General features: G+C 71.7%; 12 protein-coding genes. 1 reads left to right on the top strand and 11 read right to left on the bottom strand.

What is annotated here, in order from left to right; all coding sequences use genetic code 11:
• The first annotated feature begins 4 nt into the window (after positions 1-4).
• Positions 5-1,357, top strand: coding sequence for a TRAP transporter large permease (locus WT97_RS26730; RefSeq protein WP_060354692.1), 1,353 nt, complete (start codon positions 5-7; stop codon positions 1,355-1,357).
• A 97-nt stretch (positions 1,358-1,454) separates the two neighbouring features.
• On the opposite strand, the gene WT97_RS26725 is transcribed toward WT97_RS26730, so the two are convergent.
• The 11 genes from WT97_RS26725 to WT97_RS26675 are packed head-to-tail and all read right to left on the bottom strand — an operon-like array spanning position 1,455 to position 13,357.
• Positions 1,455-1,700 carry a hypothetical protein gene (locus WT97_RS26725; RefSeq protein ID WP_060354691.1) on the bottom strand — a complete coding sequence of 82 codons (246 nt, stop codon included), beginning with the start codon at positions 1,698-1,700 and terminating at the stop codon, positions 1,455-1,457.
• Positions 1,701-1,732: 32 nt separating this feature from the next.
• Positions 1,733-3,151, bottom strand: a complete 1,419-nt coding sequence (locus WT97_RS26720) for an FAD-binding oxidoreductase (protein WP_060354690.1) — start codon at positions 3,149-3,151, stop codon at positions 1,733-1,735.
• Positions 3,152-3,153: 2 nt separating this feature from the next.
• Positions 3,154-3,696 (bottom strand): hypothetical protein, encoded by a 543-nt coding sequence (locus WT97_RS26715; RefSeq protein WP_059498699.1) that lies wholly within the window; start codon positions 3,694-3,696, stop codon positions 3,154-3,156.
• 37 nt (positions 3,697-3,733) lie between these two features.
• Positions 3,734-4,813: an ABC transporter permease gene (locus WT97_RS26710; protein WP_059498698.1), complete on the bottom strand. Its 1,080-nt coding sequence runs from the start codon at positions 4,811-4,813 to the stop codon at positions 3,734-3,736.
• A complete protein-coding gene (locus WT97_RS26705; protein ID WP_060354763.1) occupies positions 4,806-5,819 on the bottom strand; it encodes an ATP-binding cassette domain-containing protein in 1,014 nt (337 codons plus the stop codon). The genes WT97_RS26710 and WT97_RS26705 overlap by 8 nt, the downstream gene beginning before the upstream one ends.
• Positions 5,820-5,830: 11 nt before the next feature.
• Positions 5,831-6,904 (bottom strand): TauD/TfdA family dioxygenase, encoded by a 1,074-nt coding sequence (locus WT97_RS26700; RefSeq protein ID WP_059790114.1) that lies wholly within the window; start codon positions 6,902-6,904, stop codon positions 5,831-5,833.
• A 3-nt stretch (positions 6,905-6,907) separates the two neighbouring features.
• The gene (locus tag WT97_RS26695) at positions 6,908-7,570 is read right to left on the bottom strand and encodes a class I SAM-dependent methyltransferase (protein WP_027786439.1); all 663 of its coding nucleotides are present in this window, start codon (positions 7,568-7,570) and stop codon (positions 6,908-6,910) included.
• 28 nt (positions 7,571-7,598) lie between these two features.
• Positions 7,599-8,837 (bottom strand): citrate/2-methylcitrate synthase, encoded by a 1,239-nt coding sequence (locus WT97_RS26690; protein ID WP_060354689.1) that lies wholly within the window; start codon positions 8,835-8,837, stop codon positions 7,599-7,601.
• A 1-nt stretch (position 8,838) separates the two neighbouring features.
• On the bottom strand, positions 8,839-10,686 hold the full coding sequence (locus WT97_RS26685; protein ID WP_060354688.1) for an acyl-CoA dehydrogenase: 1,848 nt from the start codon (positions 10,684-10,686) through the stop codon (positions 8,839-8,841).
• Positions 10,686-11,777: a hypothetical protein gene (locus tag WT97_RS26680; RefSeq protein WP_059498694.1), complete on the bottom strand. Its 1,092-nt coding sequence runs from the start codon at positions 11,775-11,777 to the stop codon at positions 10,686-10,688. Before WT97_RS26680 ends, WT97_RS26685 begins: the two co-directional genes overlap by 1 nt.
• Positions 11,774-13,357: an acyl-CoA ligase (AMP-forming), exosortase A system-associated gene (locus WT97_RS26675; RefSeq protein ID WP_060354687.1), complete on the bottom strand. Its 1,584-nt coding sequence runs from the start codon at positions 13,355-13,357 to the stop codon at positions 11,774-11,776. The genes WT97_RS26680 and WT97_RS26675 overlap by 4 nt, the downstream gene beginning before the upstream one ends.
• Between the last annotated feature and the right edge of the window lie 17 nt (positions 13,358-13,374).

Here is a 13,374-nt window from a genome sequence, read left to right as displayed (position 1 = left end):
CGCCATGGAACTCGCGATCCTGTCCGTCAGTTTTCTGATATTTCTCGTCCTCGGCGTGCCCGTGTCGTTTGCGCTCGGCATTTCGTGCGTGCTGACCTACATGGTCGAAGGCCTGCCGATCGCGACCGCGATGCAGGCGATGATCTCGGGGATGAACGCGTTCTCGTTCCTCGCGGTGCCGTTCTTCATCTTCTCCGGTGAACTGATGCTGCATGGCGGCATCGCGGACCGGATCCTGCGCTTCGCGCAGGCGAGCGTCGGCCACTTCCGCGGCGGCCTCGGGATGGCGAACGTCGTCGCGTGCACGCTGTTCGGCGGCGTGTCGGGCTCGCCGACCGCCGATACGTCGGCGATGGGCGGCGTGGTGATCCCGCTGATGAAGCGCGAAGGCTACAGCGCCGCGTACGCGGTCAACGTGACCACGCATGCGTCGCTCGCCGGCGCGCTGATGCCGACGTCGACCAACATGATCATCTACGCGTTCGCCGCGCAGGGCATCACCGGGATGCTGCACGGCCAGCCGGTGAGCGGCGTGTCGATCGGCGACCTGCTGTTCTCGGGGCTCCTGCCGGTGTTGTGGGTGATGGGCTTCGTGCTCGCCGCCGCGTACTGGCAGGCCGTGCGTCACGGCTATCCGCGCCGCGCAGACGGCTCGTCCGCGCTGCCGCGGTTTCCCGGCTGGTATGCGGTGCTGCGCAGCTTCGTCGGCGCGGTGCCCGGGCTGATGGTGATCGCGATCATCCTCGTGTGCGTCGCGAAGGGCATCGCCACCGCGACCGAAGCGGCCGCGATCGCCGTGGTCTACTCGCTCGTGCTGACCGCGGTGGTCTACCGGACGCTCACCGCCGAGAAGCTGCGCCGCGCGCTGTCGCATGCGGCGCGCACGACGGGCGTCGTGCTGCTGCTGATCGCGGTGTCCAACATGCTGCGCTTCCAGATGTCGTACCTGGAGATTCCGGATGCGATCGAAGGGTTGCTGAAGCAGTCGACCGCGGGGCCGTGGCTGATGCTGCTGTACATCAACATCATCCAGGTGTTTCTCGGCACGTTCGTCGACATGGCCGCGCACATCCTGATCACGACGCCGCTGTTCCTGCCGATCGCGATGGCGTGCGGCGTCGGGCCGGTGCAGTTCGGGATCATGCTGCTGCTGAACTGCTCGCTCGGTCTCGTGCACCCGCCGATCGGGTCGGTGCAGTTCGTCGGCTGCGCGATCGGCAACGTGTCGATCGGCGAGACCACGAAGATGGCGTGGCCATACTATCTGGCGATCTTCAGCGCGATCAACATCGTCACGTACCTGCCGTTCTTCTCGACGTGGCTGCCGAGCCTGATCAGCGGGCACGCGGTGTTCTGACGGCGTGCTTCGCCCGTCGCGGCGCCGGACGACCGAGGTGGTCCGGCGCCGCGCTCGTATGCGCGGCGTGCTTGCCGGGCCGTCGCGACGCGGCTGCTCAATCCTGCCGTCCATCCGGCTCGACGTCGTCGTCGGCCGACCGTTCGTCGCGCCAGTCCGCCAGCGCGCGCCACAGCGCCGGGCGCGCATGGTCGCGCGGCGGCAACCGGATCACGTAAGCGACGCCGCGCACGTTCACCACGACGCCCGAGTCGGGCAACGGGCCCGGGATGCCGGAGAACGAATGCTCGTCGGTGTCCGGTTCGGCCATGGTGTGCGGGCCGGGCGAGTGTCGGAACATCATGCTAAATCTCCGTGGCGCCGCGCAGCGGCGTGTCAGTAGCGGACCCGGCCGATCAGGCCCAGCGGATCGACGGCGTGCTGGACGGCGGCGGCGACCTGCCGTTGCGCGGCCGGCACGTGCTTGCGGTAGTACGCGATATTGACGGGCCCGACGCCGTGCTCCGCGCTGAAGCAGCCGCCCGCGCGCGCGACGCGGTCGTACAGCGCGCCGCGCAGCGCCATCTGCTGCAGCGGCCCGTAGCGTTGCGCGTCGGCATGCGGAATCGACACGACGAGATGGCAGCCGCCGTCGCCGAAATGGCCGAACGCGTGGCAGCGCAGCGACGGATGCGCGGCCGCGAGCCATTGCTCGGCATCGGCGACGAATCCGGCCAGCGCGCCGCGCGGGAACGACACGTCGAACGACAGCGGCATGCCGTCCTGCGCGACCGCGGCCGGCAGCGCGTCGCGAATCCGCCAGAACCGTTCGGCCGGCGCGCACGCCGCGTCGAGCACCTCGTGTCGTTGCGCGAGCGCGTCGAGCGTCGCGACTGCACGTTCCTCGAGCAGCGCATCGAGCCCGGGCATGCCGGTCGCGATCTCGACGAGTGCGTAGCATGCGGCGGCGTCGGCCTCGAACGGCACCCGCAACGCCGGAAACGCGGTGGCGACGCGACCGACCGCCGCCGCCGACATGAATTCGAACGCCGACAGCATCTCGCCGAATGCACGCTCGAATGCGAGCAGGCCGGCGAGCGCCGCGTCGTACGACGCGAACGCGACGAACGCCGCGCACGACGACCGTTCGAGCGGCGCGAGCGCGAACGACACGGCCGTCACGAGCCCGTTCGCGCCATTCGCGCCGATGAAGCACTGTGCGACGTCGAAGCCGGCGTTGCGCTTGCGCAGTGGCGCGAGCGCGTCGATCACGGTGCCGGCTTCGTCCGCGAGCACGACTTCGACGCCGAGCACGTGACGGCGCACGTCGCCGTACTTGATCAGGCGGCTGCCGCCCGCGTTCGCGCCGACGAGGCCGCCGGCCGCCGGATCGCTGCCGAGATCGATCGGCACGCAGAGCCCGGCTTCGCCTGCCACCCGATTGAGGTCGGACAGCCGCACGCCGGCCTCGACCGTGATGCTGCGATTGGCCGGATCGAACGCGCGCACGGCGCGCATCCGCTCGAACGACACCACGCATTGCGTGCCGCTGCGATCGGGCACGGCGGCGCCGACGAGCCCGGTGCGCGCGCCCTGGGCGACGAGCGCGATCCGGTGCGCGACGGCGACGCGCACGAGCGCGCGCGTGTCGGCGGTCGACGCCGGCCGCGCGACGCCGAGCGGCACGCCGCTGTAGCGCGCGACGTCGGTCGCATACGGCTCGCACGCCGCGCCGTCGAGCCAGCCGTCGCCGAGCGCCGCGGCGAGCGCGTGCCGTTGCGCGGCGTGTGCCGCATGGGCGGGCACCGCGTTCATCGTCAGCCTGCCCGCGCGAGCTGCTTGCGCAGCCGGCCGCGCACGACGACCAGTGCGATCAGCGGCACGACGCCGCCCCACAGCGGGCTGTGGCGCATCGCGATCGACACCGCGAGCGCGACGACGGTGACGGCGAGCAGCACGAGCGACAGCGAACGCGCACGCGCGTGGTCGACGAACGCACCGTCGACGAAGCCGCCGTCCGACCAGGCGGTATGGACGATGCCGACCACCAGCACGCAGACGAGCATCGCGGCCGGCCCGAGTTCCTCGCCCCACAGACGGCTACCTGTCGGCGAGACGAGCGCGAGCACCGCGCCGATCACGAGGAACAGGTCGACGCCGATCGCGATGCTGTTGCGCTCCGCGCGGCGGATCAGCCACGCGCCATGCACGAGCGCGAGCACGCCGCCGATCAGGAACGCGTGGGTCCAGCGCAGGCCCGGTTGCTCCGGGCCGAGCCGGCCGTAGAACAGGAACACGATCGCCGGCAGGAAGTTGCTCGCATGCAGCAGGTAGTCGGTTATGGGATGGTTCGATTTCATCGGTGTCTCTCCTTCGTCGAAACGGCGTGGCGACGCGTCAGGCGTCGTGCCAGCGGAACAGTCGCGCGGCGGCGAACAGGAACAGCGCGGTGCACGCGGTCATGCCGAGCAGTTGCGGCGCGAGCTGCGCGTACGGTGCGCCGTCGACCAGCGCGCCGCGCAGCGCGACGGCGAACTGGTTGGTCGGCAGGAACGCGAGCCCGGCCTTCAGCCACGCGGGCGCGTCGTGCATCGGGATCGTCAGGTCGCTGAAGAACAGCAGCGGGTAGTAGGTGACGTTGCACGCGAGTTCGGCCGCCGCGAGCGACCGGGTGCGGCTGGCCAGCAGCACGCCGATGCTCAGCACCATCGCCGCGCCGAGCAGCACGATCGGCAACGCGCGCAGCCCGTCCGGCGTCGCGATCGGCAGCGCGATGCCGAACGCGACGCGTGCGACCGTCAGCAGCACGAGCGCCGACAGCGCCATCATCGCCATGCGCGCGACGATCAGCGCGGCGAGGAACACGCCGCGGGAGACCGGGAAGCACACGTACAGCTTGAACGTATTGCGCTCGCGCAGCGCGGCGATCGCGGTGGTCGTCGAGTTCAGGCCGATCGCCATGAACGCCATCACCAGGATGCCGGTCGCGAAGAACGCGCCGTAGTCGAACGGCCGGCGCGTCGGCGCGGCATTCTCGAAGCGCGCCTGCGCGGCCGGCAGCCCGAGCCGCTGCGCGGCGCAGCGCGCGAGCGCGATCTCGACGACGCGCGACGCGGCCTTGACCGCGAGCGGGCCGTTGAAGTCGTAGCGGATCGTCGCCGGCGTGCGTTCGTCGGCGCCGAGCACGACGGTCACGCGATCGGCCGGCGCGCCGCGGCCGCCGAAGGTCGCCTTCACCGTGTCGCTGTGCGACAGGCTGTCGACGATCTGCGCTTCGCATGCGCGGCTGTACGGCGTCGCGCCGCCGGGCGCGTCGAACGCGATGTCGGCCGTGCCGAGCGAGCCCGAGCCGCCGAACGCGAATAGCATCACGCTCAGCAGGAACACCGGAAACACGAGCGTCCAGAACAGCGACGAGCGGCTGCGCAGATAGCCGAGCAGCTCGTTGCGCACGAGGATCAGGAACACCTTAGTCATGGGTCGGGCCCTCGGTGCACAGGCGCAGCAGGTCGCCCAGCGTGCTCGGCGCGAGCGCGAGATGCTGGATGCCGCGTTCGCCGACGATCCGGTGCACGTTCGGATGCAGCGTCGCATCGCCGAACGCCTCGACCACGTGCGCGGCCGACACGCGCACGCCGGTCACGCCGGGCAGCGCCGCGAGCCGCTCGTGCAGCGCGCGCGCGTCGGCTTCGTCGCGGCAATGCAGGACCGCGCGCGCATCGCCGACGAGCTCGGCGCGCAGCGTGTCGCGGTCGCCCTGGTAGCGCACGCCGCCGTCGCGCACCCAGACGAGATCGTCGACCACGCTCAGTTCTTCCTCGGAATGACAGATCATCGCGACGCTCGCGCCCCGCGCGCGATGGCGCAGCAGGTCGATCACGACGCCCGCATAGCGGCGGTCGAGGCCCGTGAACGGCTCGTCGAGCACGGCCAGCTCGGGCCGGTGCGCGAGCGCGACGTACAGGTCCACGCGCTGGCGCTGCCCCTTCGACAGCGCGCGGCACGGCTTGTCGAGCAGTTCGGCGATGCCGAGCGCATCGGCGATCGCCGCATCGGTGTGCGCGTACATCGCGCGGTGCAGCGCGACGATCTCCGAGACGCGCAGATGATCGGGATACTCGACCTTCTGCAATTGCGCGCCGATCCGCTGCAGCGACCGCGAATCGCGCATGAAGCGTTCGGCCGGCACGTCGAGCACGCGCACGTCGCTGCCGCCGCGCCGGAAGCCGAGCAGCGTTTCGAGCAGCGTGGTCTTGCCCGAGCCGTTCGGCCCGACGATCGCGGTGATCGCGCCGAGCCGGAACCGCACGTGGCGCGCGGAGAAACGGAAATCGCCGGCCGTGACGTCGATCGCGCGCGCGCCGAGCGCTGCGTCCGGCGCATGCACATCGGGCAGCGGCGGCAGGCCCGCGCGCTGCGGCCGGTCGAACGCGGCGGGCGGGCCGAACATCGCGCGCACGGACGCAAGAAGCGAAACGCTCATCGTGGGCATCCTCAGTCGAACAGCATGACCTGCGTGTCGCGCGCGCCCCGGTACGGGTTGCGGCCGTGCGCGACCAGCATGTTGTCGACGACGAGCACGTCGCCGGCCTGCCACGGGAACGCCCGCTCCTCGTCGTCGAGCGCGTCGTAGATCGCCACCAGATCGTCGAACGGCATCGGCGCGCCGTCGCCGTAGCGGATCTCGTACGGGAACGCGGCGCGCGCGCCGTACATGCGCTGCAGGTAGCGATAGCTGAGCTCGCCCATCGAACGCGGATTCGGGTGCTGCGCGCTCGCCTGGTTGAACCACACCGTCTCGCCGGTGCGCGGGTGCGTGCGCAGCGCGCTGCCGACGTGCGACACGGTCACGCTGCCGTCGTCGAGCCAGCGGCAGCCGACGCCGCGTTCCGCGCATAGCCGCTCGACCTCGTCGCGATCCGTCGTGCCGAATGCGTCGTCCCACGGCCGATGGTAGGCGGCGAACGGCAGGTTCGGGTTCGCCGCGAGGCCGTCGGCGCGGTCGCCCGGCGCCGCGAAATTGCGCAGGTACATCACGCCGCGTTCGGCGAACCGCTCGCGCAGCGCGGCCGGCACGCGCGCGGTCACGCGGCGCATGTCGCAGATCGGCGTCTCGCCGCCCGCGTCGGCCGGCTGCCGACAGTAGAACGCGACGAGGCGCGGGAACGCGGGCATGTAGGCCATCTCCTGATGCAGCCCGATCCTGAACGGGGGCGGCATGCGGGTCGACTCGTAGACCTGGCCGTCGATCTGCCGGCGCGGGGCGGCGCCGGCCGTATAGCCGTTCGCGTGCGCCGGATAGAGCGCGCCGAGGCGGCCGAACGCGGCGGTGTCGGGTACCGCGAAGCCGCGCCACAACAGCGCGCCGCATGCGTCGAGCAGCGTGTCGATCGTGTCGAGCCGCGAGCGGTACCACGCGACGAACATCTCCGGCGACGTCGCGAGTTCGGCACTGCGCGGCGTCACGCACAGCGGCAGGGTCGCGCCGGGCGCGACCGCCGCGCAGTGCACGTCGTCGGCGCCGAGCCGTGCGGCGGCATGGGCGGCGAGGAAGGCGAGATCGGTCATCGCTCAGGCCAGCGCCGGTTTCTTCAGCAGGATTTCGAAGCCGAGCGCGCCGAGCCCCGCGCTCGGGCTGTAGATCGACGCAACCGCCGCGAGGCCGGCCGCGGCAACGAGCGCGTGCGCTTCGTCGAGCGTGATCTTTTCCTCGACGTGGGTCGGCGGATAGTCGGCGGCCGCGCGCATCTCGGTGAAGCGGTCGAGCAGGTGCTGCGGCGCGTCGCGGCGCATGTCGTGCACGAGCGCGATGCCGCCCGGCTCCAGCACGCGGTACATCTCGGTCAGGCTGAGCGCCTTGTCGGGCAGGTGATGCAGCGTCGCGCGGCCGACCGCCATCGTCAGCGTGCCGTCGTCGAACGGCAGCGCGAGCGCGTCGCCGACGCGCATCTCGATTGTGTCGTCGAGCCCGAGTTCGCGGATGCGCGGGCGGCCTTCGTCGAGCATCGCCGGATCGAGGTCGATGCCGACGTAGCGCCAGCCGCGCATCGCCGGATCGGTCGCCAGGCGCACCGGCACGACGCCGGTGGCCGTGCCGATGTCGGCGATCGTGCCGGGCGTCATCCCGCGTGCCAGCTGGCGGATGCGACTGATGAACAGCAGGTCCCAGGGTTCGAGCGTTTCGGTGGCGAAGCGATCGTAGTCGTTCGCCGGGCGCAGGTTCTTGAGCAGCATGACGTTCCTTGTGCGAAAGGGTGAGGGTTCACAGCCAGCCGACCGGCACGGCGGCCAGCAGCCGTCGCGCGGTCGCGCTGTTGACGCCGAACGCGGGGCGGCGGCGCCGTTCGACCGCATGCGCGGCCATCGCCGCGATGCGCGCGCCGAGCCCGACGCCGACGCCCCACGACGGCGCGGCGACGCCGAGTTCGAGCAGCGTCGCGGCGGTCAGGAAATCGATGTTCGGCCGCAGCGCACGGCGCGCGTCGGCCTGCGCGCAGCACGCGTCGAACAGCGTCACGTAGCCGCCGTCGAAGCCGCATGCCGCGAACCGGCCGCGCAGGTGCGGCGGACGCGGATCGGCGACGAACAGCGGATGGCCGAAGCCGTACAGCGTGCGTTTCGCGTCGAGCGCCGCATCGATCGCCGCGCGCCCGGCCGCGTCGAGCGCGGCCGGTGGCGCGCCGGTGCCGCCCGGCACCGAGCGTGCGAGCGCCGCGAGCCACTGCATCGCTTCGAGCGCCGCGCCGACGTGCGACGGCCCGCTGGCGAGGAAGCCGGACGCGATCGCCTGCGCCAGCGTGACGCCGGTGCCGATCGCGACACGCGGCGCGAGCACGGTCGGCGTGATGTAGCCGAAGCCGGCGTGCCAGGCGACGAGCAGCATGTCCATGGCCGCTTGCGCGGGCGCATCGCCGCGCGTCGCGCCGGTCAGCACGAGCATGCGCTGCGCTTGCGTCGCGGCCGCGTCGAGCGACGCGCGGCCGGCCGTGCCGGCGGCGAACGGCCGGCCCTCGATCGCCGCGTGCAGCAGGAACGGCGCGGCGGCCGCGCACAGCAGCATCGTGTCGAGATCGGCATCGTCCGGCGCCGGGCCGCGCACGCGCCCGATCACGTCGTCGAGGCCGCGCAGCAGGCCGGACGCGGCCGCGAACACCGGCGCGACGCCTGCCGCGCCGAGGTCGGCGGCGACCGACTGGCCGACCGAGCCCGGCGCCAGCGCGTCGGCGAACGCCGCGAGCCGCGCACCGAGCGCTGCCTCGTGCGCGCGATGCGCGGCGCTGCCGGGCGCGACGTCGAACCACAGATGCGCGAGCGCGCCTTCGAACGTCGTCGCCCCGATCAGCGCGTTCAGGTCGAGGTCGCGCACGCGCAGCGCTTCGGGGTCGAGCGTCGCGCCGTCGATGTCGGTGCCGCGATGGCGCGTCGCCGGGCGGCCCAGCAGGTTGCGCGGCGCATCGCCGGCCGCGGGGACGGAGGTGCCGGAATCGAGTGTCGTGTCCATGTCATTCCGCCGCGGCGAGTTCGTCGCTGCTGACGCTGATCGCCGCGTGCGCCATCGCGGCGATCACGGCCGCGTGCTGGTCGACGACGGGCAGCACGTTCGCGAAGTAGTAGCGCGCGCTTTTCAGCTTGCCGCGATAGAACGCGAGCTCGGCCGGCGCGTCGGCCGTTTCGGGCGCGTCGAGCCGGCGCGCGGCGATCGTCGCCGATTCGAGCAGCACCCACGCCGACGTGACCACGCCGAACATCTCCAGGAAGCGCGTGTAGAACTGGCTGCTGCGATGCGTGTGGCCGTCCTGCACGTCGCGCGCGATGTCGTCGAGCGCGGCGGCGATCCGGTCGGCGCCCGCACGCAGCGCATCGAACAGCGGCCGCAGCTCCGCATGCGTGCCGGGTTGATGCTGATGGGCGAGGAATGCGTCGAGTTCGTCGCGGTAGTACTGGATCAGCCGCGAATGACGGCCGAAGCCGAGCTTGTCGCGCACGAGGTCCTGCGCCTGGATGTAGTTCGTGCCTTCCCAGATCGACAGGATCTTCACGTCGCGCGCGTTCTGCTCGACGGGGCTCGCGTCGGTGTAGCCGAGCCCGCCGTGCACCTGGATCGCCGTCTCGCAGATGCGCCACGCCTGGTCGGAAATGAACGCCTTGCAGATCGGCGTCAGCAGCAGTTGCAGCTTGCGATGGCGTTCGATCTCGGCCGGGTCGGCGTCGGGCGTCGCTTCGAGCATCGCCGCGCGCGTCGCGGTCGCCGCGAGCTTGCCGAGCAGCCCGCGGCAGCCGTCGACGCGGCTTTTCATGTCGACCAGCATGCGCTGCACGTCCGCGTGCTCGACGATCGCGACGCGCGCGGCATTCGTGTTCGATGCGCGCTCGATCGGCCGGCCCTGCAGCCGGCGGCCCGCATACTCGACCGCATGCAGGTACGCGCTCGACGCGACGCCGACGCCGAACATCCCGGTGCTCATCCGCGCCTGGTTCATCAGCGGCATCAGCTGCAGCAACCCGACGTTGCGCCGGCCGCCGAGCAGCCAGCCCTTGGTCGTGCCGTTCGCGCCGAACACGAGGTGCGTGTTCGCGCAACCCTTCAGCCCCATCTTGCGCGGCAGGCCGATGCAGTCGACGTGGTTCGGTTGCAGTTCGCCGGTTGCCTCGTCGGGCCAGAAGCGCGGCACGACGAGGCACGACAGCGAGAACGAATCCGGCGACGCCGTGTCGATGCGGCCGAGCACGAAGTACAGCGTGTTCTCCGTCAGCTCGTGCATGCCGGCCGAGATATAGACTTTCTCGCCGTCGATCGCGTAGATGTCGCGTTCGAGCGGCGTCGCACGCAGCGCGACCGCGGTGAGGTCGGTGCCGGCCTGCGGCTCGGTCGCGCAGAAGCACGCATCCCAGCGGTACGCTTCGAGCGGCGCGACGAGCGCTTTCTGGTGCGGCGTGCCGTGCATCTGCAGCAGCTTGATCGCGGGGCGCGTGAAGCCGCCGTAGGTCATGAACGACGGATTCGCGCCCATGAACATCTCGTAGATCATCTGCGTGACGATCGGCGGCAGCCCATGCGCGGTGCCGAACAGCGTGTTCGACCACTCGTCGCGAAAGCGCGCCCACAGCGCGTGGAAATGCGAAGGAATCCGTACCTGGCCGTCGTCGAGCAGCGTGCAGCCCTCGACGTCGGCCTGCTGGTAGCTGCGGCCGAGGTCGAGCGCGAAATCGCGTGCGCGTTCGAGCAGCGCATCCACTGACGCGCGGTCGTGCGCGCTGTACGGCCCATGTTCGAGAAACTGCCGGTCGGCCTCGAACAGTTCCCACAGAAAGAAGCGCAGTTCGCGCAGGCTGACCTTGTATGCGCTCATCATGCGTCTCCTTCGATATCGAGCGCGGCGTCGAGGCCGCCGGCCAGATCGACGACGGCCGCGGCCGCCGCGCCGTGCAGCGCCGCATCCCACACGAGCACCGTGCGGCGTTCGCCTTCGTCCAGCGCGCCCGCGAGCCGGATCAGCGCGGCGGCCGATTCGGCGGACGACAGATGGCCCGATCCGTCGTGCTGGATGCGCGCGGCGACCGGAATCGACGCGGCGTCGGCCACGCGCGCCGCGAAGCCGGGATCGAAACCGGGCGGCACGCACCAGTCGATCTGGCTCGCGCGCAGGTTGGCCTGCTCGAGCGCGCGGCGGATCGCGCGGGCGGCGACCGGCGCGAGCGTGTCGCGCAGCGTGACCGGCGCATCGGCCCACGGATCGGCGATCGATGGCCCGAATTCGAGCGCGACGGCCCGCACGCCGCCCCACGCGGCCGGCTCCGGCGCCGGGCCCGCGCGCGAGACGAGCAGTGCCGCGGCCGCGTCGCCGTAGCCGACCAGGTCGCCGAACTGGCGGAAGAACGGATAGAGCCACTTGTCGCTGAGGATCACGAGCGCCTGGTCGCCTTCGTCGAGCAGCCCGTCGAGCAGCATCAGCGCGGAATACCAGCCGAGCGTGCCGTTCTGGCCGAGCGCGAACGGCGTCACGCGCTGCAGCCCGAGTTCGTACTGCATGCGGCCGACGACCGAGTCGCCGATGCCTTCGTTGAGTGCGCAGCTCGCGACGATCACGTGCGTCGTGCGCGCAAGCGCGCCGGAGCCGAGCTGATCGCGCAGGTCGAGCGCGGCATCGGCGGCCAGATCGGCGAGGCTGCGCCCGGGCGGCGCGACGCGCAGCGCGGGCCGGCCGCCCGGCGCGAGGCGCGTGCCTTCGTCGGGCGTCAGCGCGCCCGTGCCGCGCGGCCGCGCAAAGCGCGCCTGCGGCAGCAGCAGGTGCCGGTAGCCGGGATGGCGCTCCTGCGCCTGGATCGCGCTGAACACGACGGCGGGCGGCAGCACCACGACGCCGCCGGACAACGCGAGCGTGCCGGGCGCGGCGACGCGGGGCGCGCCGATACAGGTTTCATCGAGCGTCGACAGGGTCATGCGGCGGTCTCCTCGAGGTTCGGGCGCGCGAATGCGTCGCGATACTGCGCTTTCAGCGCCGGTCGGTCGATCTTGCCGTTCGGGTTGCGCGGCAACGCCGGCAGCGGCTCGACGACGAGCGGGTTCATGTAGGTGGGCAACGCGTCGCGGCACGCCCGCGCGATGTCGGCGCGGCAGGCGCCGGCGTCGAGCGTAGACACGACGCACGCGGCGATCGCCTCGCCGAGCGCCGGGTGCGGCACGCCGAACACGGCGGCCTCGCGGATGTGCGGCAACGCGAACAGCACGTCCTCGACCTCGGTCGGGCTTACGCGATAGCCGGACGTCTTGATCATGTCGTCGCCGCGCGCGACGAAATACAGGTAGCCGTCCGCGTCGCGCCGCACGATGTCGCCGGACCACACGGCGACGTCCGGGCGCGGGATCTCGCCGTGCCGGCGCGGCAGCGGGCGAAAGCGCTGCGCGGTCAGCTCGGGCCGGTTCCAGTAGCCGAGCGTGACGAACGCGCCGCGATGCACGAGTTCGCCGGGTTCGTCGGCCGCGCATTCGCTGCCGTCCGCGCGCAGCACGAGGATTTCCGCGTTCGGCACGGCCTTGCCGATCGAGGTCGGGCGCCGCGCCGCATCGGCCGGCGCGAGGTACGTCGAGCGGAACGCCTCGGTCAGCCCGTACATCAGGTAGGGCGACGCATGCGTGAACAGCGCCTGCAGCCGGTGCAGCAGCGGCGTCGCGAGATGCCCGCCGGTATTCGCGAAGCGGCGGATCCGCGTGCGCGCGGCGTCGCTCCAGCCGGCGGACGCGAGTTGCATCCACAGCGGCGGCACGCCGGTGATCGACGTGACGCCGAACGCGTCGCAATGGCGCGGCACTTCGGCCGGCTGCAGGAAGTCGAGCGGCGTATAGCACGCGCCGGACGCCAGCGCGGTCGTGAGCTGGCTCAGGCCCGCATCGAAGCTGAGCGGCAGCACGCCGAGCACGACGTCGTCTTCGGCGAGCCCCTGGTACGCGGCGACGCTGAACGCGCCCGACACCAGGTTGCGGTGCGACACGACGACGCCTTTCGGCTTGCCGGTCGAGCCGGACGTGTAGAGCAGCGCGGCCGGATCGTCGTCGACCGGGCGGCCGGCGGCGGCCGCTGCCGACGCCGGCGTGTCGGTGCCGGGCGAGTCGATCGCATCGGCCAGTGCCTCCATCAGCATCACGCGTTCGCCGACGAGCGCGGCGAGCGCCGGCAGGCGCTTGAGCCGCTGCGCGCCGGTCACGAACAGCGCGGCGCCGCTGTCGGCGACGATATGTTCGATCTGCGCTTCCTTCAACTGCGGATTGACCGGCACGAAGATCGCGCCGAGTGCGTTGGCCGCGAGCATCGCGACCACGGTTTCGATGCGCTTCGGCGCGTAGATCGCGATGCGTTCGCCGGGCTGCACGCCGCGCGCCGCCAGCACGGCGGCGGCGCGCCGGACCGCGCGGGCGAGCTGGTCGTAAGTCAGTGTGCCGCCGCCGTCGGCATACGCCGGACGCTGCGGCCAGCGCTGCGCGCCGTGTTCGAGCAGGTCGGCGATGCTGATCAATGCGTTCATGATCGGCTCCTCTGGAA

The sequence above is a fragment of the Burkholderia sp. MSMB1459WGS genome (genome assembly GCF_001534535.1).
Taxonomy (GTDB): Bacteria; Pseudomonadota; Gammaproteobacteria; order Burkholderiales; family Burkholderiaceae; genus Burkholderia.
Note: the sequence above shows the minus strand (reverse complement) of the source record. Positions and strands in the feature narration are given on the sequence as shown.